General features: G+C 57.3%; 22 protein-coding genes and 1 riboswitch. Of the genes, 10 read left to right on the forward strand and 12 right to left on the reverse strand.

Translation table 11 applies throughout. The annotated features are described in order from the left end of the window. Positions 1–59 precede the first annotated feature (59 nt). The 10 genes from KKW20_RS04460 to fabA all read right to left on the reverse strand — a co-directional run bounded on the left by KKW20_RS04460 (position 60) and on the right by fabA (position 9,388). Entirely contained in the window at positions 60–803 is a 744-nt protein-coding gene (locus KKW20_RS04460) for a 1-(5-phosphoribosyl)-5-[(5-phosphoribosylamino)methylideneamino]imidazole-4-carboxamide isomerase (protein WP_214566433.1), read from the reverse strand. Between the two features lie 177 nt (positions 804–980). Beyond that, on the reverse strand, positions 981–2,063 hold the full coding sequence (locus KKW20_RS04465) for an alcohol dehydrogenase catalytic domain-containing protein (RefSeq protein WP_214566435.1): 1,083 nt from the start codon (positions 2,061–2,063) through the stop codon (positions 981–983). Between the two features lie 81 nt (positions 2,064–2,144). Next, entirely contained in the window at positions 2,145–2,843 is a 699-nt protein-coding gene (locus KKW20_RS04470) for an alpha/beta fold hydrolase (RefSeq protein ID WP_214566441.1), read from the reverse strand. Continuing rightward, positions 2,836–3,630 (reverse strand): 3-oxoadipate enol-lactonase, encoded by a 795-nt coding sequence (pcaD, locus tag KKW20_RS04475; protein ID WP_214566448.1) that lies wholly within the window; start codon positions 3,628–3,630, stop codon positions 2,836–2,838. The genes KKW20_RS04470 and pcaD overlap by 8 nt, the downstream gene beginning before the upstream one ends. Continuing rightward, positions 3,627–4,838: an endonuclease/exonuclease/phosphatase family protein gene (locus KKW20_RS04480; RefSeq protein ID WP_214566450.1), complete on the reverse strand. Its 1,212-nt coding sequence runs from the start codon at positions 4,836–4,838 to the stop codon at positions 3,627–3,629. Before KKW20_RS04480 ends, pcaD begins: the two co-directional genes overlap by 4 nt. Next, on the reverse strand, positions 4,835–5,809 hold the full coding sequence (locus tag KKW20_RS04485; RefSeq protein WP_214566453.1) for a threonine ammonia-lyase: 975 nt from the start codon (positions 5,807–5,809) through the stop codon (positions 4,835–4,837). The genes KKW20_RS04480 and KKW20_RS04485 overlap by 4 nt, the downstream gene beginning before the upstream one ends. Continuing rightward, positions 5,799–6,632, reverse strand: a complete 834-nt coding sequence (locus KKW20_RS04490; RefSeq protein WP_214566455.1) for an alpha/beta fold hydrolase — start codon at positions 6,630–6,632, stop codon at positions 5,799–5,801. Before KKW20_RS04490 ends, KKW20_RS04485 begins: the two co-directional genes overlap by 11 nt. Before the next feature lie 162 nt (positions 6,633–6,794). Continuing rightward, on the reverse strand, positions 6,795–7,583 hold the full coding sequence (locus KKW20_RS04495) for an enoyl-ACP reductase FabI (protein WP_214566457.1): 789 nt from the start codon (positions 7,581–7,583) through the stop codon (positions 6,795–6,797). 15 nt (positions 7,584–7,598) lie between these two features. Beyond that, on the reverse strand, positions 7,599–8,828 hold the full coding sequence (gene fabB, locus KKW20_RS04500; protein ID WP_214566459.1) for a beta-ketoacyl-ACP synthase I: 1,230 nt from the start codon (positions 8,826–8,828) through the stop codon (positions 7,599–7,601). 50 nt (positions 8,829–8,878) lie between these two features. Continuing rightward, positions 8,879–9,388, reverse strand: a complete 510-nt coding sequence (gene fabA, locus KKW20_RS04505) for a bifunctional 3-hydroxydecanoyl-ACP dehydratase/trans-2-decenoyl-ACP isomerase (RefSeq protein ID WP_214566461.1) — start codon at positions 9,386–9,388, stop codon at positions 8,879–8,881. A 183-nt stretch (positions 9,389–9,571) separates the two neighbouring features. On the opposite strand from fabA, the gene irrA reads away from it, so the two are divergent. Next, positions 9,572–9,988, forward strand: coding sequence for an iron response transcriptional regulator IrrA (gene irrA, locus KKW20_RS04510; protein ID WP_214566463.1), 417 nt, complete (start codon positions 9,572–9,574; stop codon positions 9,986–9,988). A gap of 75 nt (positions 9,989–10,063) precedes the next feature. Here the strand turns inward: irrA and KKW20_RS04515 are convergent, their stop codons facing one another. Both KKW20_RS04515 and KKW20_RS04520 read right to left on the reverse strand, forming a co-directional pair. Beyond that, positions 10,064–10,492 carry an FKBP-type peptidyl-prolyl cis-trans isomerase gene (locus KKW20_RS04515; protein ID WP_214566465.1) on the reverse strand — a complete coding sequence of 143 codons (429 nt, stop codon included), beginning with the start codon at positions 10,490–10,492 and terminating at the stop codon, positions 10,064–10,066. 106 nt (positions 10,493–10,598) lie between these two features. Continuing rightward, positions 10,599–11,468: a glycosyltransferase family 2 protein gene (locus KKW20_RS04520; protein WP_214566467.1), complete on the reverse strand. Its 870-nt coding sequence runs from the start codon at positions 11,466–11,468 to the stop codon at positions 10,599–10,601. A gap of 230 nt (positions 11,469–11,698) precedes the next feature. On the opposite strand from KKW20_RS04520, the gene miaB reads away from it, so the two are divergent. The 9 genes from miaB (at position 11,699) to trmB (ending at position 20,388) form a co-directional block, all read left to right on the forward strand. Next, positions 11,699–13,051, forward strand: a complete 1,353-nt coding sequence (gene miaB / locus KKW20_RS04525; protein WP_214566469.1) for a tRNA (N6-isopentenyl adenosine(37)-C2)-methylthiotransferase MiaB — start codon at positions 11,699–11,701, stop codon at positions 13,049–13,051. 188 nt (positions 13,052–13,239) lie between these two features. Continuing rightward, a complete protein-coding gene (locus tag KKW20_RS04530; protein WP_425514255.1) occupies positions 13,240–13,809 on the forward strand; it encodes an OmpA family protein in 570 nt (189 codons plus the stop codon). 12 nt (positions 13,810–13,821) lie between these two features. After that, positions 13,822–14,121: a hypothetical protein gene (locus KKW20_RS04535; protein ID WP_214566471.1), complete on the forward strand. Its 300-nt coding sequence runs from the start codon at positions 13,822–13,824 to the stop codon at positions 14,119–14,121. Between the two features lie 149 nt (positions 14,122–14,270). After that, entirely contained in the window at positions 14,271–15,335 is a 1,065-nt protein-coding gene (locus KKW20_RS04540) for a PhoH family protein (protein ID WP_214566473.1), read from the forward strand. A 12-nt stretch (positions 15,336–15,347) separates the two neighbouring features. Continuing rightward, on the forward strand, positions 15,348–15,848 hold the full coding sequence (gene ybeY, locus KKW20_RS04545) for an rRNA maturation RNase YbeY (RefSeq protein WP_214566475.1): 501 nt from the start codon (positions 15,348–15,350) through the stop codon (positions 15,846–15,848). A gap of 32 nt (positions 15,849–15,880) precedes the next feature. Beyond that, on the forward strand, positions 15,881–16,795 hold the full coding sequence (locus KKW20_RS04550; protein WP_214566477.1) for a transporter associated domain-containing protein: 915 nt from the start codon (positions 15,881–15,883) through the stop codon (positions 16,793–16,795). A gap of 10 nt (positions 16,796–16,805) precedes the next feature. After that, the gene (lnt, locus tag KKW20_RS04555) at positions 16,806–18,311 is read left to right on the forward strand and encodes an apolipoprotein N-acyltransferase (RefSeq protein ID WP_214566479.1); all 1,506 of its coding nucleotides are present in this window, start codon (positions 16,806–16,808) and stop codon (positions 18,309–18,311) included. Positions 18,312–18,345: 34 nt separating this feature from the next. Beyond that, positions 18,346–18,394, forward strand: a riboswitch (SAM-SAH riboswitch). 6 nt (positions 18,395–18,400) lie between these two features. Then, positions 18,401–19,567, forward strand: coding sequence for a methionine adenosyltransferase (gene metK, locus KKW20_RS04560; RefSeq protein WP_214566481.1), 1,167 nt, complete (start codon positions 18,401–18,403; stop codon positions 19,565–19,567). Between the two features lie 107 nt (positions 19,568–19,674). After that, entirely contained in the window at positions 19,675–20,388 is a 714-nt protein-coding gene (gene trmB, locus KKW20_RS04565) for a tRNA (guanosine(46)-N7)-methyltransferase TrmB (protein WP_246534446.1), read from the forward strand. The last annotated feature ends 105 nt before the right edge of the window (positions 20,389–20,493 follow it).

Consider the following 20,493-nt stretch of genomic DNA (forward strand, 5'->3'; position numbering starts at 1 on the left):
CCCGGAGGGTATGAACCCCGAGGCCGTTTTTTGGGTTTGCTTGTGTAGCGGCGGGCGTATCAGATGAATTCGGCGCGGGGCTCGACCACGGGTTTTGCAACCTCTAACGCCTCGGCCAAATCAACGCTGCGATCAAACAGAGCGCGGCCAATGATGGTGCCGGACACATGCGGGACATATTGCAGGCGCGACACATCGTCGATTTCACAGATGGTTCCGCGCGCAATCACCGGTGCATTGGCTTCGCCCGCAAGCTGGGTGATCAGCGCAAGGCTGTCCTCGGCATCGCCAATATCGGCGTCGATGTCGGTGATCACGATCGAGGCCAGCGGGTCGCCCTCGAAGGTTTTCAGAAAGGTCGAGGCATCAAAGGCGCTTTTGTTGTGCCATCCATCGCTGACCACTTTGCCTTCGAACACATCCACCGCGAGAACAATCTGATCGGGGTAAAGCTTTGCTGCTTCTTTGATGAGGTCGGGTTGATAGACCGCCATGGTGCCCACCACGATACGGGCCGCACCGTGGTCAATCCATTCGCTGATCCGGTCGAGCGTACGAAAGCCGCCGCCCAATTGCACAGGAATGCCAACGCCGTGGATGATCTCGCGGATCATATCGGCGTTGCGTTCATCGCCTGACATGGCGTCGAAATCGGTGATTTGCAGGGCTTCTGCCCCCGCTTCGGCATATTCCTGTGCGCGTTTCACCGGGTCCACATGCCAGATCTGCGGTTCCTCTGTGCGGCCGCGATACAGGCTGACGCAACGGCCTTCGAGCAGTTCGATCAAGGGGTAAATAATCATAATGGCCTCCTTTGGCTGCGAGGGTCGCAGGGTTGTGTTTACCAAGCGCGATTCCCGTGCTGTCGTCGGAACGGGAAACGACGCGAATTGGGTGAAAACAGACAGAACCACCACAGAATGCAGTCAAGCAAGTCTATATCAAAAAGCGTTTCATTGCATCCAAGCGGCGCGCAGGGATCAAAACACAATCACATTTCGCTTTGCTGCCCCGGTTTTGGTGTCGGCAATGGCGGCGTTGATCTGGTCAAACCGCCAAGTGCCGGACACAAGCTCGTCCAGCTTCAGGCGCCCCTGCATGTAAAGGTCGACCATCCACGGGATGTCGCGCTGAATGACCACATCCCCCATCAAGGTTGCTTGGATCCCTTGGCCAAGGGCGGCCATGACCACCGGTTCATATTGCGCCATGTCGCCGGAATGGGGCATGCCCACCGCGACCAGCTTTCCACCCGGCGCAAGGTACCGCGCGGCACTGTCATAGGCGGGAATGGCCCCCACGGTGACAAACACCGCATCCGCCCCGCGCCCCGCCGCCTTATAGGCCGCTTTCCAAGGGGCGTGCCCATTGCCCAACACGGCTGCGGTTGCGCCAAACTCCATCGCCATGTCGAGCTTTTCTTCGGTCATATCCACCGCAATAATATTGGCGGCCCCCGCCAATCGCGCACCTTGGATGGCATTTAGCCCAACACCGCCCGCGCCGATCACCACCACGTTTTGCCCCGCCCGGATGCCCGCCGTGTTGACCACAGCACCCACCCCGGTGATGACGCCACAGCCCAACAGGCACGCGGCGGTCATTGGAATTGCATCGGGCAGTTTCACCACTTGCGAGGCTTCAACCACCACCTTTTCGGCAAAGCCCCCGGTGTCCAACCCCTGGGTCAGTGCACTTCCGTCCGTGCCGCTGATCGGCCCTTTGGTGGCGTCATACCGCGTGGAACAGCGCACCGGATGGCCCGAAGTACAAGGCGCGCAGGTCTGGCAGGACCGGATCAGGGTGACAACAACCGGATCACCAATGGCCAACCCCTCGACATTCGACCCAAGCGCTGAAATACGCCCCGCTGCCTCATGCCCGTAAACCGCAGGCAACGCCCCACCCCATGCCCCTTCGGCGTAAGAAATGTCGGAATGGCAGATCGCAACCGCCTCAAGCGTCACCTCAACCTCGCGGCCCTCGGGCGCACGGATCTGGATGTCTTCGATCACAAGATCTTCGCCAAAGGCGTGGCAAACGGCGGCTTTGATTGTGGGCATGGGTCACTCCTTCTTTGCCGATCACAGTGCAAAGCAGGCGGGGAGGGGGCAAGGGGTTTTGCACCCTTGCGTGCCGTGACGCTAGGTCAAACCCGCGCTGATCTTATCAAGCAAGCCCGCCAGCCCGGCGGGATCGGCGAAAAAGGGCGAATGCCCGGTGTTGAGATCATATGTCGCCCCGCAGTTCTGGGCCATCTGGGCCTGATACGCGGGCGGAATGGCACGATCTTTTGTGCAACGAATGTAGCTGCTGGGGGCGGTGTGCTGTCCTGTAATCGCGGTCATCGACGGGGCCATCGGTTCGTCGCATAGATGAGCACGGGCAAATTCCAACACCTCGGAACAGTCGTGATACAGCCGGTCTTGGATCAGCGCGGGCTTAAAGCGAAAGCTTTGCCGGTTTGCGGCGACATCAAAGGCCTTTGCCAAAGGTTGCTCGGGCCACGCCTTGCGCATCTCAACAAGGCTTGTGTCTGGGGTGGGAACATAGGCGCAGAGATAGACCAGATGGCGGATATTATCCGGTTTTAGGCAGGCCGCTTGGGTGATTGGAAAGCCCCCCATGGAATGCCCGACGATGATGGTTGGCGCCTCAAGCGCGTCCAAAATGGCTTCGGCATAGCTGGTCAAACTGGCGTCGCCGATTGGCGCATGATCTGCGCCATGACAGGGCAGATCAATGGCGCGAACGCGGTGCCCCAAACGCGCCAGTTCAGGGATCACATCCCGCCAACACCATGCGCCGTGCCCTGTGCCGTGGACCAAAAGAAACTCAGACATGTTTGGTGACGTCCAGAAAACGGGTGAGGGCAGCGGCGTAGATTTCTGGTTGTTCAACGGGCGACATATGGCCGGATTTTCGGATCAGCTCAAACGTGGATCCGGGGATCAGGTCGGTCAATTCGCGCACCAGATCAGCGGGGGTGGAGCCATCTTCGGACCCGGCGGTTACCAAGGTGGGCAGGGTCAGCCGGGCCGTGCTCTCATAAAGGTCGGTATCGGCAATTGCCGCCATACACCCCAGATACCCAGCCAGCGGTGTTGCGCGCATGATGTCTGCGGCGTGATGGATCAATTCTGGACGGTCGCGGTGGGTGGCGCGGGCAAACCAGCGTTGCATGTTGGGGCCAAGCACAGCCTCGATGCCTTGTGCCTTAACCTCGGTGATCCGGGCGGCCCACACTTCCGGTGTGGCGATCTTGACGGCGGTGTTGGACAGGATCAAAGCGCGGATCAGGTCTGGGCGTTCGGCCGCCAAACCTTGCGCAATAATCCCGCCAATTGACAGCCCCACAAAGGCGCAGTCCTTGACCTTTAACCGGTCCAAAGCGGCCGCCGTATCACGCACGAGATCGGCCATGGGATACGGCCCATCCGGGCAGGGGCTTTGACCATGCCCGCGCATATCCATGCGAATGATCCGCAGGGTTTTCGGTAAAAACGGCAGCACCGCGTCCCACATCGTCAGATCCGCCCCCAAGGCATGGGCAAACACCAAGGCTGGGGCGTCCTTTGGCCCCTCATCCACCACGTAAAGCGGGCAGGGTTCATCGCCCGGCAAGATCATTTCGCGCGCGCCTTGCCGCTGCGCAAGGTCAGATGCGCCATGATCTGACCGTGATCGGACGCGAGCTTGTTATACGGCGCCTCGGGGTGGGATCCGTCGGTGATATGGTCGTTCAGAACGCTGAAATAGGTCATATCCGCGATACGGTTTTCGTAGTCCGGATGGAACGCGCGGCTGAGGAAAATCTGGTCGATGCTTTCAAAGACACCGCCAAATGAGGCCGTATAGACCATGTCGCGCAAGCTTTTGCGCACAAACAGTTTTTCGGCGGAATGCAGGCGCACGGCGTCAATCTCTTCGGTGATTTTCACGCTCTCAGCCTCGGAATACCGATCGCGCGGGGTCTTGGCATCATGGCGCAACATCCAGGCGTAGTTTTTGAACGGCACCTCGCCTGAGATGATCTCGGAACTCACCGCGTGTTCGCCGTCGTTAAAGTCGCCCAGCACCACCACCGGGTGGCCGGCGTTGATTTCCTCAACCACCAATTTGCGCAGAACCCAAGCCTCGGCCATGCGGCGCATCGCGGCGCGGGCGGATCCCAGCGCGCGGGACACGGGATCATAGTTGGTCAGGTCCTGCTCGGGCGCAAAATCGGTCCCTTCGGGGCGGATAAATTCCCCGAGTTTTGATTTAAGGTGACAGTTAAACAATGTGATCACCTGATCACCCACCGGGATGCGCACCTTAAGGATCGGGCGTGACAGGCGGGTCAGGGTGAAATGCCCACCGCCGTCGGTGAAGGGGATGGAGAGCGGTTCGGGCAGCTCTTGCACCACCTCGGGCGTGCCAACAAAGCCAAAGCGTGACAGCACGGCCAACCCGGGGCGACGGTGGCCCGGCGTGCCGTCGTTCACATTAGGGGCAAACGCCACATGGCGCATGTCCCACGGCTCCACCGCCAATTTGCGGAAAATCGCCTTGCGGTGATAGCGTTTTGAACGGTCAGGGATGGTGGTTTTGTTCAGTTCATCCGCGCGCAGGTTCGCCTCGCGGATCACATCACGCAGCGCGCTTTCCTCAAAGATTTCCTGAAACCCAATCACATCCGCATCCAACGACAGCATTTGATCCGCCATCCAATCGCGCTTCCACGCGTATTCCTCGGGCGTGTAGGATTGAAACTGGTAATATTCCTGATCAGGGCCAATCAGGTTTTTGACGTTGAAGGATGCAAGGGTGAAATCGGTAAGCTCGGGTTTGGTCACGGGGTCAGTGCCTCCAACGCGCGGGTAAACATAGGGGTGTCGACGTTGCCGCCGGTTGCCACGACGATCACGGTGTCGCCGAAGATTTCATCGGGGTGGAAAAGCGCGGCGGCAAGGGCCACGACCCCGCCGGGTTCGATCACGATCTTCAGTCGGGCAAAGGCAAGCGCCATGGCCCGCAAGCACTCCTCTTCGCTGACCTCCAGACCAGACCCACAAAGGCGGTGCAGGATCGGGAAAGTCAGATTGCCGGGTTGCGACGTGATGATCGCATCACAGATCGAGCCTGCTTTCGCAGCGTTGCTTTCAATGCGGCCACTGGCCAGAGAGCGGGCCACATCGTCAAACCGCTTCGGCTCCACCGGGCGGACCCGCATTTTGGGCGCATCAGCTTCAAGACTAAGCGCAACGCCGGACGTCAAACCGCCCCCGCCGCAGGGGACAAGTACCTCTGCGGCCTCAATCCCCAGCTCAGTGGCCTGCGCGGCGATTTCCAACCCTACGGTGCCTTGCCCCGCGATCACTTCTGCGTCGTCATAGGGGCGCACCAAGGTCAAACCGCGCGCCTTGGCCAGATCGTCACAGATTGCATCACGGTCATCAGTGGCCCGATCAAAGAACACAACTTCAGCGCCATAGCTGCGGGTATTTTCGACCTTCAGACGCGGCGTGTCGGACGGCATCAGGATCACAGCAGGAATGCCAAAATCCTGTGCGGCCAGTGCCACCCCTTGCGCGTGATTGCCCGAGGAAAAGGCAATCACACCCTTGGCGCGGATGTCACCAGGCAAGGCGGAAATAGCCGCCCGCCCGCCGCGAAACTTAAAGCTGCCCGTGTGTTGCAGGCATTCGGGCTTAATCAACACCCGGCGCCCGGCAATCTCATCCAGAAACGGCGAGGACAACAGCGGCGTTTTGCGTGCGTGCCCATCAAGGCGTTGGGCGGCGGCGCGGATGGCATCAACGTCCATGACATTGCTCCAACCAGGCACGGATCACCGGCAACGCTTCGGGTTCATCCAAAAATGGCACATGGCCGCGATCTGGCACGTTGGCGTAAAGCATATCCGGGCGGCGGGACCGCATTTCGGCAATCGTCGCATCGGTCAAAAGGTCCGAGTTTGCACCATGGATCAGCGCCAGCGGCAGCCCGTCAAAGGCATCAAACATCGGCCACAAATCTGGGGTCGGTTGGGCACTCGCCTCCTCCACGGCTTTGCGCAGCGCGGGGTCATATCGGTTCTCAAGCTTGCCATCTTTTTCCGCGTAAAGATGACGTACTTCTTCGTCCCAACGCGCCATCGACACATTGTGAAACCCGGCCTGCTCCATCGCGGCCGCGCGCATTTTGGTGGCGGACCCAAAGGCGCGCCACGCAGGACGGCGCCCAAGGTAGGACATGATGTATTTCAACCCACCGGGGTCAATCTCAGGACCGATGTCATTCAGACACACGCCGATCAGCCGGTCCTTGACGACGCTTGCCAATCCCATCGCAATCAACCCACCACGCGAGGTGCCAAGAATGGCGGCTTTCTCAAGCCCCAGATGATCCATCAACCCCAATACATCTTCGGCCTCTTGCGGGACCGTATAGGTCTGATGCGGCGCCCAATCCGATTGCCCACGTCCGCGATAATCCATACGGATCAGGCGGATGCCGGAAAGATACGGGGCGACAAAGTTGAAGTCGTCAGAGTTGCGTGTGAGCCCGGAAAGGGCCAGAACCGGCAAACCTTCGCCTTCGTCGCGGTACGCCAATGTGACACCATCTGATGCTGTAAATGCTTTCATCTCATCGCCCTTCAATCTCTCTGTGTCAGTAAGCACAGTTCCAAGCGGCTCGTCCAGACGCCCTTTTTTCTTGTCGAAAATATCCCCGCCGGAGGCCAGAAAACATCCGGTTCAACAAAAAAGGCCACCCGAAGGTGGCCTTTGCAATGCTCGGTCTTTGGGTCACAGATTATCCGGCTGCGGCATCCCCAAGACATGAAACCCGCTGTCCACGGTGATGATCTCACCGGTGGTGCAATTGCCGTAATCTGAAGCAAGGTAAACCGCGGTGCCGCCCACGGCCTCAAGCGTTGCGTTTTGCCGCAACGGCGCGTTGGCCTCTGTATGGCGGAAGGTTTTACGCGCGCCACCAATCGCGGCGCCGGCCAGTGTTTTCATCGGGCCGGGCGAGATGGCGTTGACGCGAATGCCGTCGGGGCCGAGGTCATTGGCAAGATACCGCACCGAGGCCTCTAACGCGGCTTTGGCCACGCCCATCACGTTATAATACGGGGTCACGCGGTTTGACCCGCCGTAGGTCAGCGTCAGGATCGTGCCGCCTTTGGTCATCTTAGGGGCCGCACGGCGCGCCACCTCGATCAGGGAATAACAACTGATGTCCATGGAGTTTTTAAAGTTCGCGCGGCTGGTGTCCACGAACCGTCCGGCCAGCTCGTTCTTGTCGGAATAAGCAATCGCATGCACCACAAAATCAAGGCTGTCCCAACGGTCAAAAAGCGCATCAAAACCTTTGTCCAATGCGGCATCATCCGTGACATCCATGTCGACCAGAAAATCTGACCCAACACTTTCCGCCAATGGGGCCACACGTTGCCCAAATGCATCCCCCTGATAGGAAAACGCCAGTTCCGCGCCTTCATTCGCCATGGCCCGGGCAATGCCCCAAGCGATCGAGCGTTGGTTGGCGACCCCCATAATGAGGCCCCGTTTTCCTTGCATTAATCCAGCCATGTTATCGTCCTCAAATTAATCTTTGTATTTGCTCAAAAGCATCGAGCCATTGGTTCCGCCAAAGCCAAAGCTGTTGGTCATCACCGTGTCCAGCCCGGCGTTTTCCACCAATTCGGTGGCGATCTCTTCGGGGTTGATCGCCGGGTCCAGCTCTTCGACGTTGATCGACGGGGTGATGAAATCATTCTCAAGCATCAACAGACAATACACGGCTTCTTGCGCGCCGGTGGCGCCCTGGCTGTGGCCGGTCATGGATTTGGTCGAGCTAATGGGCGGGGTCGATCCCTCACCAAATACACGCCGCACCGCTTCCACTTCGCCCACGTCACCCACGGGGGTCGATGTGCCATGCGCGTTGATATAGCCGACTTTGCGACCCTGTGGCAGCATGTCCATTGCAAGGCGCATCGCGCGTTCGCCGCCCTCACCAGAGGGCGCCACCATGTCGTGCCCGTCGGATGTGGCCCCGTACCCGGTGACTTCGGCATAGATCTTGGCGCCGCGCGCTTTGGCGTGCTCCAATTCTTCCAGAACCAAAATGGCCCCACCGCCGCCGATCACAAACCCGTCGCGGTTTGCGTCAAACGCGCGCGAGGCTTTTTCCGGGGTGTCATTGTATTTCGAGGACATCGCGCCCATCGCGTCGAAAAGGCAGGACAGGGTCCAATCCAATTCCTCGCCGCCACCGGCAAACATCACATCCTGTTTGCCCATCATGATCTGCTCGGACGCGTTGCCGATGCAATGCAGGCTGGTCGAGCAGGCCGAAGTGATCGAATAGTTGATCCCCTTGATTTTGAACGCCGTCGCAAGGTTGGCCGAGATGGTGGATCCCATGCATTTCGGAACCGCAAATGGCCCGATGCGTTTGGTCGCACCCGTTTTCAGCGCGGTTTGGTGGGCTGCGAACATTGCACTGGTCGATGGCCCACCAGAGCCGGCGATCAGGCCGGTTCGCGGGTTCACAACATCATTTTCACCAAGCCCTGCATCGGCAATCGCCTGTTCCATTGCGATATGCGCATAGGCGGCCCCAGGCCCCATAAAGCGCAGGGTGCGTTTGTCCACATGGGCGGCGATGTCGATATTGGGCATACCCGCAACCTGACTGCGAAAGCCATGTTCGACCATGTCAGCATTGGCTGAAATGCCGGATTTTCCAGCTTTTAGCGAGGCAAGAACTTCTTCGGCATTATTCCCGATGGCTGAAACGATGCCCAACCCGGTAACGACAACACGACGCATATGCGCACTCCTTCATTTTGCCCGTCTGGGCGCAATAATCTGTGGCTGGATCAGCTTTCCGACAAGGCCACTTTCATGTCTTTGACTTGATAGATCACATCGCCGTCCGCTTCGACAATCCCGTCTGCAACGCCCATGGTCAGGCGGCGGGTTTGGATCGCTTTGGTGAAATTAATACGGTAGGTCAGCATTTTACGGTCGGGACGGACCATTCCGGTCAGTTTTACCTCGCCCACACCCAACGCATATCCGCGCCCCTGCCAGCCGCGCCAGCCAAGGTTGAAACCAGTCAATTGCCACAAGCCGTCAAGACCCAGGCAGCCGGGCATGATCGGGTTGCCGGGGAAGTGGCAGTCAAAGAACCAAAGGTCTGGGGTGATGTCAAATTCGGCAATCACATGCCCCTTGCCATGTTCCCCACCGTCACCGGAAATTTCGGTGATCCGATCCATCATCAACATCGGCGGCGCCGGAAGCTGCGCATTGCCGGGGCCAAACAGCTCTCCGCGCGCGCATTTCAGAAGATCTTCCTTGTCAAAGCTGGTTGGGTAGTCCGCCATTTGCCGCCCTATATCTTGTGTGTTTCGTCCCCTCATCCTCTATCATCCGGGCAAACATGGACGCAAGGGCGGCGGGCGGGCTGCGCCAATAAAATAGGGCCAGACGGATCACTTGCGCAAAAAATCATGGAAACCTGACGAAAGCGCGCCTATATTCTGACGCACCCATATGGATAGAACCGCATGACCCAAGTTGAAATCGCCTCGGAAACACACTGGCTGGCCAGCGCCGGTTTGCGCCCCACGCGGCAGCGTTTGTCATTGGCCCACTTGCTGGTTGGCGATGGGCAGCATCGCCATGTCACAGCCGAAAGCCTGTATGAAGCATCGCGAGATAGCGGAGAAAAGGTTTCTCTGGCAACGGTTTACAACACTTTGCGGGTGTTTTCAGACGCGGGTCTGCTGCGTGAAATCACGGTGAATGGCGCGCGCAGCTATTTCGACACCAATGTGACAAACCATCCGCATTTCTTTTGGGAAGACAGCGAAGAGCTGATGGATGCGCCGGACGAAGATCTTGAAATTGCCCGCCTGCCAGTGGCCCCCGAAGGGGCTGAGATCAGCAAAGTAGATGTGGTGATCCGGCTGCGCCGCACCTGATTCTGCGACAGATCCGCAATGTCAGACCTGAAAAACCGCCCAAGCGTCTCGGGCGGTTTTTGTTTTTTGCTCTGATCAACCGACCGAGACAATCTCGAAATCAAAGATCAGGGTCTTTCCGGCCAGCGCGTGGTTTGCATCCAATGTGGCGATTTCATCGGTCAGATTGGTGACTGTGACTGGAATTGGCTGGCCCTGTGGTCCGCCCATCTGAAGCTGCATGCCAACTTCAAGCGGGATTTCGGCGGGGATTTCTGCACGCGGCACTTCCAGAATGGCTTCTGGTTGGCTGGCGCCGTAAGCCTCTTCGGGGGCGATGGTGACCTTTTTCTTCTCACCCACGCTCATGCCGGGCAGGGCTTTGTCGAGGCCGGGAATGATCATGCCGGATCCTACGGTGAATTCCAGCGGATCGCGCCCTTCGGAACTGTCAAAGATGCTGCCATCTTCTAGGGTGCCGGTGTAGTGAATGCGCACGGTTGCGCCTTGAGTGACTTCGGTCATGGTGGCCTCGTGTTTTTTGGGGGGATGAGTGGACGAGGCCGCGATCATGCAGGTGCTCGTATGATGTTGGTACCTTAACGAAGTCCTTGAAAAAGGAAAAGAGTGATCAAAACCACTGCCCGGGTTCCATCAGCCCCAAATCCAAAAGCTGTTTTGAGGACCATTCAAATTCGGTCGAATTGTGCCATTTGAACGTGTGGATATCAAAGGTCGATCCGGCGTTTGATTTCAAGGCTTTAGCGGTGCGAAAGCTGGCAATTGCGACGGTGATATTGTTGTGCCATGGGCAGGCATAGGTGTTGTATTCTTCGTCGTTAAAGGTGTGATCGGCCAGCAACCTTAACCCAGGCCGTGCGCGAAACAGCGCAATTCGGTCAATCTTGCGGCGCAAGGCGGGGATGTGTTCTTCAAACCGCCAACGCAACCCGCCAAAGAAATCAAGCTGCCGCTCTTTTGGGTGGCCGTCGTTTTCCGGGTCAGGGCGGCCAAGTGCATAATAGCCCGACTTGTCCATCCATGCATTTTCCAGCGAGACAGCATTGGGATTATGGCCAAGGTCATCCGCGTAAAGGTCCACCACATAGCTTAGAACGCCACTGCGCCGCTCTTCGGTGTGAAATGCCAAAAGCTCGGCAATTGAACGGGTTTCGCAGAAGGGGTGAAACAGATATTCGGCGTTATAGCAGTAGTAAAGCCAAACCTTGGGGGCGGCTTCGATCACCTTGTTTACTGTGGTTTGCAATGCGTTGGGGGCCGACATATCAAAGTCGATGCGGTGGATATCCACCTCTAGCGCGCTGGGCAAGTCAAGGGCATCGGGGGCAAACACCAACACCTCTTTAAAGCCTGCGTTTTGGTGGTGGCGGATGGTGCTGTCGACCTCAACCAGATCTTCGACAAAGATCATTGCGACCGGCCCTTTGGCCAAAGCCTCGGGACTGGAATTCAGAAAATCGCTTAATCCAGAATATCGCATCACTGCTCCTACTATCCGCGCACTCTGCGGAGCCATGGTTAAAAATCTACCAATTTCAAACGCTTTGCAAGGGATCCATGGCACAAGTTCGCCTGCGCCCGGGATATGGGCGCAGGGGTTTGCGGCGTGGTCTCGCGCGCAGCCGTTGCAGCGCCGCACAGATTTGTGTAGGAGCGGGCCTTGATCCCTGCCCAGATCCATTGGGCCAGATCCATTGAGAAAGCCTGAAGATGTCTGACGCGAAAACCGACCCGAAGAAACTTTTCATCCGCACCTATGGCTGCCAGATGAATGTTTATGACAGTGAACGCATGGCCGAAGCGCTGGGCGCGGATGGTTATGTGGAAACGGACACGCCGGAAAACGCGGATATGATCCTGCTCAACACCTGCCATATTCGCGAAAAAGCCGCCGAAAAGGTCTATTCCGAACTGGGGCGTATGAAGGCGCTTAAGGTGGATAATCCCGACTTGAAAATCGGGGTCGCCGGATGTGTGGCACAAGCCGAGGGCGAAGAGATCATGCGCCGTCAACCCGCTGTCGATCTGGTGGTTGGCCCGCAAACCTATCACCGCTTGCCTGAGATGATGGAACAGGTGGATCAGGGCAAAAAGGCGCTCGACACCGATTTTCCTGAAGAAAGCAAGTTTGAGCATTTGCCCACCCGTCACGGCGTGCGCGCAGGGGCCCAAAAAGCACGGCGTAATCCAGCCGCGTTTTTGACCGTTCAGGAAGGCTGCGACAAGTTTTGCGCGTTTTGCGTGGTGCCATATACCCGCGGCGCCGAAGTGAGCCGCCCGGTAGAGCGGATCCTGCGCGAAGCCAACGATCTGGTGGATCGCGGCGTGCGTGAAATCACCCTGTTGGGGCAGAATGTAAACGCCTATCACGGCGCGGGGCCAGATGGGGATTATTCATTGGCGCGGCTGATTTGGGCATTGAATGACGTGGATGGGCTAGAGCGGATCCGCTTTACCACCAGCCACCCCAATGACATGGATGACGCGCTGATCGCTGCGCATGGCGAATGCGAAAAGCTGATGCCTTATCTGCATTTGCCAGTGCAATCGGGGTCCGACAAAATCCTGAAACGAATGAACCGCAGTCATACGGCCGAAAGCTATTTGCGGCTGATCGAGCGCATTCGCGCGGCGCGGCCCGACATCCTGATTTCCGGTGATTTCATTGTCGGCTTCCCGGAGGAGGATGATCAGGACTTTGAGGACACGATGTCACTGATCCGCGAAGTGAAATACGGCCAAGCCTTTAGCTTTAAATACTCGACCCGCCCTGGCACCCCGGCGGCGGAACGCGCTTTGGTTGATGATGCTGTTGCCGATGAACGGCTTCAGCGGCTACAGGCCTTGATCACCGAACAGCAACGCGCGGTGCAGGACAGTATGTTGGGGCGTGATGTGAATGTTCTGTTTGAAAAATCGGGACGGTTCGAGGGGCAGATGGTCGGAAAATCCGAATATCTTCACGCGGTTCATGTGAATGCGGATGTGAAACCGGGGGATTTGCGTCGGGTAAGAATCACCGAGAGTGTGAGAAATTCGCTCAAGGGTGACGTGTTGGATTGACGTAAAGACAGAGTTTCCGTCCCAAAACACAACAATGCGGTTGCATTGCGCCAATTGTGGCGTATTCGCACACAATATATAGGGAATATCTCTTCCTTTACCCACGAAATTTGCTACACTTGGCGAAAATCTTAATCATCTTTGGTGATCTTCTGTCTCACCAACTCAATTATTTAGTGGGGGAAAACGTGGCTGGGAAACTTTCAAATGCTCTTCGCCTTGCTTGCGCATCCGCAGTTGCGGGTGGTCTGTCGCTGGCATTGATTGCCGGGGCCGCTTCGGCGCAGCAATATGTAAACGGATCACGCTATGTGCCGACGATCTGGGTCGATCCGGATGGTTGTGAACATTGGGTGATGGATGATGGTGTCGAAGGGTACATGACCCCACATGTGACCCGCGATGGTCGCCCGGTCTGCCACCGGGGTGACATTTGCGCCGTAATGAATTCAGATCAGCTTTTTGCGACCGACAAGTCCAAAATCACCGCATCGGGCAAAGCCCGTCTGGAAGAGTTCTTCACCCAAGCGGGTGCGGCGTCTTACGTGATTTCGGGTCACACCGATGCGCGTGCCAGTGACAGTTACAATATGCGCCTGTCAGAGCGACGTGCTAATGCGGTTGCCAAAGTGGCACAAAGCGTTGGCGCGCGGGTCGCCTCGATCCGAGCTTACGGCGAACGCCACCCTGTGGCTTCCAACTCGACCGCGGCTGGCATGTCCAAAAACCGCCGCGTCGAAATCATCTGCTTGCGCTAAGGAGACCGGATTATGAAACTGATCAAAGGGATCGCACTTCTCGGCGCAGCATTGTCGCTGTCGGCTTGTTTGGGTGATAAAACCGATAAAACCGTTGACCGTGGGTTTGACAGCAAACACCTCAGCCAACTTGTGGCCGGTATCTGGACGGATCCGAATGGCTGTCAGCACTGGATCATTGACGATGGTGTTGAGGGATATCTGTCGGCGCGTATGGACAAATACGGCAAGCCAATTTGTAACGACATCTATCCCGAAGGCTACGCCGTTGGGAATTACAAAGCGGGCAGCAACTTCGCCGACTCGATCTAAGCCACGTTACACTTTTATTTCAAAAGGCCGCCGGACATCTGGCGGCCTTTTTTTGTATCAACTTCGTGAAGATTGGATCATTTGGCTTGCAACCACCCGCCGCTCTTGGCACCATTTTCACACGGACCCTTAGCGAAACGGAGATTGTCTTGGGATTAGAAAACCTGACCGCCGCGCCTGTTGATGAAAACAGCCTCGAGGTTTTGCTGGAATTTCCTGACAATCGACTGCTGATTGATCTCTGCGGCGAATTTGACAAGAACCTCACACATATCGAAAGTTTTTTGGGCGTGCAGATTGTGCGCCGTGGCAATCATCTGGTGATTTTGGGCGAGGCGCGTGAAAAAGCGGCAGAGGTGCTGAATGCCCTTTATCTGCGGCTTGAGGCGGGGCAGGCGATTGAACCCGGCGACATCGACGGCGAAATCCGCTTGGGCGGCACGGACGAAGGCACCGGCACACGGGACGGCGACCAGATCGAGATGTTCAAGCCGGGCAACACCGAAATTATGACCCGCAAGAAAACGGTTCAGCCCCGCACTGAGGCGCAAAAAGCCTATGTGGAAAGCCTTTTCAGCAACGAGCTGGCGTTTGGGATTGGTCCGGCCGGCACCGGGAAAACCTATTTGGCTGTTGCCGTTGGGGTGAATATGTTCCTTGGCGGGCATGTTGATAAAATCATCCTGTCGCGGCCTGCGGTTGAGGCCGGTGAACGGCTGGGTTTTTTGCCCGGTGACATGAAAGACAAAGTCGACCCATATATGCAGCCACTTTATGATGCGCTGGGCGACTTTTTACCGGGCAAACAAGTGGCCAAGCTGATCGAAGAAAAACGCATTGAGATTGCGCCGCTTGCTTTTATGCGTGGACGCACGCTCGCGAATGCCTTTGTGGTGTTGGATGAGGCGCAAAACGCGACCTCGATGCAGATGAAGATGTTTTTGACCCGTCTGGGCGAAGGCTCGCGCATGGTGATCACTGGCGACCGAACGCAAATTGACCTGCCGCGCGGGGTGCAGTCGGGGCTGCGGGATGCTGAAAGCTTGCTGCGTGGGATCAATCAGATTTCGTTCAACTATTTCACCTCAAAAGATGTTGTGCGACATCCGCTTGTGGCGAAGATCATTGAGGCTTATGACGAGGCTTCTGAAAATGCAGCGGCCCAAAAAGCCGCAGCCCAAAAAAACGCAGCACAGGCCACCGATGGCTCTTGATGAAAGCTTCTGATGTCTGTCGATATCGTTTTTGAAGATGCCCGCTGGGAAGAGGTGGGGTTCGAGGCGTTGGCTGAGGCCGCGTCGCGGGCGGTTCTGTCCCATCTTGGGGTCGATCCGGATGCTGAAATTGCCTTTTTGGCCTGTGATGATACACGTATCGCCGAACTGAATGCCGAATTTCGCGCCAAGGGGCAGGCGACCAATGTGTTGTCATGGCCGTCGGATGAGCGTGCGGCCGAAACCGCGGGGGCGCACCCTGATGCACCAAGGCCAGATTTCCCCGATGCGCCGCTTGAATTGGGTGATATTGCCATCGCTTATGACACCTGTGCGCGGGAAGCTGTGGATCAGAGCAAAGATTTTTCGACCCATGTGACCCATCTTTTGGTGCACGGAACCCTGCATTTGTTGGGTTATGATCACATTGACGAAAAAGATGCGACCCTGATGGAGGGGTTAGAGGTTGAAATTCTTGGCAAGATGGGCATTTCGAACCCATATTTAAGGTAAGGCGCATTTCGCGCAAATACGGAAAAGGATCCATGAGCGACAGTAACGACGGCTCTTCTAGCGCAGCGCAACGCGCGCGCCACCCTGAGGATGAGAGTGCAGGGCAAAGCAAAAGCGGCTTTTTTAGCCGGGTGATTGGGGCGCTCAGCCCGACTGACACCGGTGATCTTGCGCCAAACGATCTTCCGCAGGCTCTGCCTGGCATGCCTCAACAGACCACGCCGGGCATGGTTAATTTGCGCCGGATGCGGGTCGAAGATGTGATGATCCCGAAATCTGAAATTCTATCGGTGTCGGTGGATATCAAGAAAACCGAATTGGTCGAGTTGTTTCGCGAAAGTGGGCTGACCCGGCTGCCGGTGTTCGATGGCACGTTGGACAGCCCGGTTGGATTGGTGCATCTGAAAGACTTTGCGCTAACCCACGGATTTGGCGGTACAAAAGGCGGCACCTCTGAGCGTTACGCGCTGAAGAACCTGTTGCGCCCCTTGCTTTACGCGCCGCCTTCGATGCCGATTGGCGTGCTGTTGCAGAAAATGCAAACCGAACGCATCCATATGGCACTGGTCATTGATGAATATGGTGGGGTGGACGGTCTGGTCACGCTTGAGGATTTGATCGAACAGGTCATTGGCGAGATTGAAGATGAACATGACACTGAAGAAAGTGCGTTGTGGCTTGAGGAAAAACCCGGTTGCTATTTGGTAGAGGCCAAGGCGCCGCTGGATGAGTTCGAAGCGGCCATTGGCGTGCGTCTCATGGGCGAAGATGATGACGACGAAGAGATCGACACGCTGGGCGGGCTGGTCTTTTTGCTGTCTGGTCATGTGCCTGCCCGCGGCGAAGTGATTTTGCATCCTGATGGACCGGAATTCGAAGTGGTCGATGCGGATCCGCGTCGGATCAAGCGACTGCGCGTCCGTATCCCAGCCCAACAGGATGGCTAAGCCCTCGCGCATGGCTGCGTTACGAACCGGGGTGTTCCCATCGGTTGTTCCGCCGCTTTTTCTGGGCGGTCTCGCGGCCTTAGGGCAGGCACCATTCGGTTGGTGGATCTGCACGCTCATCGGCTTGACCATCGGCATGATCATGGTCCTTCAGTCCGCGCGTTGGCAACAGGCGACCTTGCGCGGTTGGGCGCTTGGGGTTGGGTATTTTGGCGTTTCATTGTCGTGGCTGGTGGCGCCCTTTATGGTCGACGCCGCCCGGTATGCCTGGATGGCCCCTTTTGCGCTTTTGTTAATGGCCGCTGGGCTTGCCTTGCTTTGGGGCGGGGCATCGGGGATTGCGCACCGGCTTGCAGCGCTTCGTTGGCGCTGGCTTCTTCTGGCGGTTGCTTTTACCGGGGCAGAGTTAATGCGCGCGCGCTTGTTCACCGGCTTTCCCTGGGCCAGTCCCGGCCATATTTGGATCGACACGGTTCTGGCTCCAGCAGCGGCCTGTATTGGCGCCGCTGGGCTGGGCGCGGTGACCTTTTTGCTAACCACACTGTTGGCGCAAGTGGTTCTGGTCCGGCGCATGGAGAAATTGCCACTGGCGATCTTGGTGCTGTTTTTTGCGGGCATCGGCGTGACAGCGACCCAGCGCGCGGCCACGTCGCCAAGTGATCAGCCAATGACTGTCCGCCTGATCCAACCCAATGCGCCACAGCATCAGAAATGGGACCCGAAGTTCGCCTATGACTTTGTGCAGCGCCAGCTTGACCTGACTGCGATGCCCCCCACCGGCGCGGCGCCTGATCTGATCCTCTGGCCTGAAACCGCCGTTCCCACCTTGATGCAATGGGCGGATGGTGTTTTGCGTGACATGGCGGCTGCGGCCCAAGGCAAGCCGGTGCTGTTTGGTGTGCAACGCGGAGAAGGGGTGCGGTTTTTCAATTCACTCGCGCTGCTTGACGCTAACGGCCAAATCAGCACCACATACGACAAACACCATTTAGTGCCCTTCGGCGAGTATATTCCCTTTGGCGATCAGCTTTCATACATCGGTATTAACGCCTTTGCCGCGCAGTCGGGGCAAGGGTATTCCGCCGGCCCTGGCGCGCGCGTTCTTGACCTTGGAGCGTTGGGAAAGATGCTGCCGCTGATCTGCTACGAGGCTGTTTTTCCCCGCGATATACGTGCTGCACCTGAGCGTCCCGATTGGATATTGCACGCGACAAATGATGCCTGGTTCGGCAATTTTTCTGGTCCGCAACAGCATCTTGTTCAGGCGCGGTTCCGTGCGATCGAATTTGGGTTGCCGGTGATCCGGGTCGCAAATACGGGTGTGTCCGCGGTGATCGAAGCAAATGGTAATTTGCGCGCAGAAATTCCGCTGAACACGTCTGGTTTCATTGATGAAAAAATTCCCGGATCTCTGCCTGCAACACCTTATTCGCGCTATGGTGATCTTCCATTAACTTTCCTCGTGTTAGCCGTGACCGGTGTTTTTGTCGCTCGGCGGCGCACGAAAAGCATTTGACCATGCCCATCAGGGCATGTAACGCGTAGGGGCATCCCCACCACAACGGCTTCCTGACGTGGTGGGCTATATGTATTGGAGCACTTCTCATGACCCGTAAGAACCACGTATTTACCTCGGAATCCGTATCTGAAGGACACCCGGATAAGGTGTGTGACCGTATTTCGGATGCTGTCCTTGACGCATTCCTTGCCGAAGATCCACACGCCCGCGTTGGCTGTGAAACCTTTGCCACCACCGACCGTGTCGTGATTGGTGGCGAGGTGCGCGGCCCGCAAAGGGTGCTCGACAATGTTGTCGATATCGCGCGCGAATGTGTGAAAGACATCGGCTATACCCAACAAGGCTTCCACTGGGAAACCATGGATGTGTCGAACTTTCTGCACGCCCAGTCCGTTGATATCGCGCAAGGGGTGGATGCCGCAGACAACAAAGACGAAGGTGCCGGGGATCAAGGTATCATGTTTGGCTATGCCACGGTTGAAACCGACGCGCTGATGCCGGCCCCCGTTCAATACAGCCACGCAATTCTGCGGCGTTTGGCCGAGGTGCGCAAAGATGGGACCGAGGCCTGGATGGGCCCGGATGCCAAGTCACAGCTGTCGGTGCGCTATGAAAATGACCTGCCGGTTGAGGTGTCATCGCTGGTTCTGTCGACCCAGCATCTGGATGAAACCATGACCCCGGATGACGTGCGCGCCGCGATTGAACCTTACATTCGTGATGTGCTGCCCGATGGCTGGCTGACCGAAAACACCGCATGGCACGTAAACCCGACTGGCAAATTTGTGATCGGTGGCCCAGACGGGGATGCCGGTCTGACCGGTCGGAAGATCATTGTTGATACCTACGGCGGTGCGGCCCCACATGGCGGCGGTGCCTTTTCGGGAAAAGATCCGACGAAAGTGGATCGCTCTGCCGCCTATGCCGCGCGGTATCTGGCGAAAAATATCGTGGCCGCAGGCTTGGCAAAACGCTGCACGTTGCAGCTGTCATACGCCATCGGTGTTGCACACCCCCTGTCAATTTTGGTCGACACGCACCGCACAGGCGAGGTGGACGAGGCCGAGATTGAACGCGCTGTGGGCCAAATCATGGACCTGACCCCGCGCGGTATTCGCGAACATCTGGGCCTGAATAAACCGATTTATCAGCGCACTGCGGCCTATGGACACTTTGGTCGCACCCCCACTGATGACGGCGGATTCAGCTGGGAACGCACCGATCTGATTGACGCGCTGAAACGCGCAGTTTGATCCACGAGATACCGATCAAAGGCCCGCCCAAACCGGCGGGCCTTTTTCGTTGCCACCTTGACGGATCATCCGCCACATGCGACAGGCCGCCCATGACGGGACATGATATGACAGACAGAAAACACTCCTCCGGTGCGCCGTGGCGCAATTTCTATGGCCGCCTCAAAGGCCACAATCTGCGCGACAGCCAGCAAGAGTATCTGGACGCGGATCTTGTGGCCCTTTCTCCCGGTGCCGTGGGGTGGGAAGAAAACCCGGACCGCACACCTTTGGATCTGAAAGCACTGTTCGGGGATAAACCGGTCTGGCTCGAAACCGGATTTGGCGGTGGCGAGCATATGGTGCATCAGGCCGCCAGCAACCCGGATGTGGGCATCATCGGTTGCGAACCTTACATCAACGGCGTCGCGATGCTGTTGGGCAAAATTCGCAAAGCAGGGTGCGAAAATGTTGCCGTGCATCCCGGCGATGTGCGCGACATGTTTGATGTGCTGCCCGAGCATTCGATCGACAAAGCATTTTTGCTTTACCCCGATCCCTGGCCCAAAAAACGCCACCACCGGCGCCGCTTTGTAACTCAGGAATATCTGCAACCGTTTCATAAGGTCCTTAAACCCGGCGCAGAATTCCGCGTGGCGACCGACATTCCCGACTACGTGCGCCAAACGCTTGAAGAAGTGCCAAAGGCTGGGTTTGAATGGCTGGGCGAAACCCCAGATGATTGGCGCAATCCTTGGGGCGATTGGATTTCCACGCGGTATGAGCAAAAAGCCCTGCGCGAAGGCCGCACACCGCATTATCTCACTTTCCGCCGCATCTAACGACCCTTTGACCCGCGCCCTTTTTCTTGCCAAAAATACCTCGGGGTGAATGCCGCAGGCAGGGGGGCAGCGCCCCCAACGCGTTTTCCGCTCTGGAAACTCCGC

Origin of the sequence: Aliiroseovarius lamellibrachiae, assembly GCF_018599245.1 — a bacterium.
In the GTDB taxonomy this organism is placed as follows: domain Bacteria; phylum Pseudomonadota; class Alphaproteobacteria; order Rhodobacterales; family Rhodobacteraceae; genus Aliiroseovarius; species Aliiroseovarius lamellibrachiae.

What these genes read in the sequence shown, in the direction of transcription:
- ybeY (WP_214566475.1), top strand. Translation starts at nt 15,348, where the DNA reads ATGTCTGTCGATATCGTTTTTGAAGATGCCCGCTGGGAAGAGGTGGGG.
- metK (WP_214566481.1), top strand. Translation starts at nt 18,401, where the DNA reads ATGACCCGTAAGAACCACGTATTTACCTCGGAATCCGTATCTGAAGGA.
- fabA (WP_214566461.1), bottom strand. Translation starts at nt 9,388, where the DNA reads ATGGCGGACTACCCAACCAGCTTTGACAAGGAAGATCTTCTGAAATGC.
- lnt (WP_214566479.1), top strand. Translation starts at nt 16,806, where the DNA reads ATGGCTGCGTTACGAACCGGGGTGTTCCCATCGGTTGTTCCGCCGCTT.
- KKW20_RS04520 (WP_214566467.1), bottom strand. Translation starts at nt 11,468, where the DNA reads ATGCGATATTCTGGATTAAGCGATTTTCTGAATTCCAGTCCCGAGGCT.
- miaB (WP_214566469.1), top strand. Translation starts at nt 11,699, where the DNA reads ATGTCTGACGCGAAAACCGACCCGAAGAAACTTTTCATCCGCACCTAT.
- trmB (WP_246534446.1), top strand. Translation starts at nt 19,675, where the DNA reads ATGACAGACAGAAAACACTCCTCCGGTGCGCCGTGGCGCAATTTCTAT.
- KKW20_RS04550 (WP_214566477.1), top strand. Translation starts at nt 15,881, where the DNA reads ATGAGCGACAGTAACGACGGCTCTTCTAGCGCAGCGCAACGCGCGCGC.
- KKW20_RS04515 (WP_214566465.1), bottom strand. Translation starts at nt 10,492, where the DNA reads ATGACCGAAGTCACTCAAGGCGCAACCGTGCGCATTCACTACACCGGC.
- KKW20_RS04485 (WP_214566453.1), bottom strand. Translation starts at nt 5,809, where the DNA reads ATGGACGTTGATGCCATCCGCGCCGCCGCCCAACGCCTTGATGGGCAC.
- irrA (WP_214566463.1), top strand. Translation starts at nt 9,572, where the DNA reads ATGACCCAAGTTGAAATCGCCTCGGAAACACACTGGCTGGCCAGCGCC.
- KKW20_RS04470 (WP_214566441.1), bottom strand. Translation starts at nt 2,843, where the DNA reads ATGTCTGAGTTTCTTTTGGTCCACGGCACAGGGCACGGCGCATGGTGT.
- KKW20_RS04490 (WP_214566455.1), bottom strand. Translation starts at nt 6,632, where the DNA reads ATGAAAGCATTTACAGCATCAGATGGTGTCACATTGGCGTACCGCGAC.
- KKW20_RS04460 (WP_214566433.1), bottom strand. Translation starts at nt 803, where the DNA reads ATGATTATTTACCCCTTGATCGAACTGCTCGAAGGCCGTTGCGTCAGC.
- KKW20_RS04495 (WP_214566457.1), bottom strand. Translation starts at nt 7,583, where the DNA reads ATGGCTGGATTAATGCAAGGAAAACGGGGCCTCATTATGGGGGTCGCC.
- KKW20_RS04535 (WP_214566471.1), top strand. Translation starts at nt 13,822, where the DNA reads ATGAAACTGATCAAAGGGATCGCACTTCTCGGCGCAGCATTGTCGCTG.
- pcaD (WP_214566448.1), bottom strand. Translation starts at nt 3,630, where the DNA reads ATGATCTTGCCGGGCGATGAACCCTGCCCGCTTTACGTGGTGGATGAG.
- fabB (WP_214566459.1), bottom strand. Translation starts at nt 8,828, where the DNA reads ATGCGTCGTGTTGTCGTTACCGGGTTGGGCATCGTTTCAGCCATCGGG.
- KKW20_RS04465 (WP_214566435.1), bottom strand. Translation starts at nt 2,063, where the DNA reads ATGCCCACAATCAAAGCCGCCGTTTGCCACGCCTTTGGCGAAGATCTT.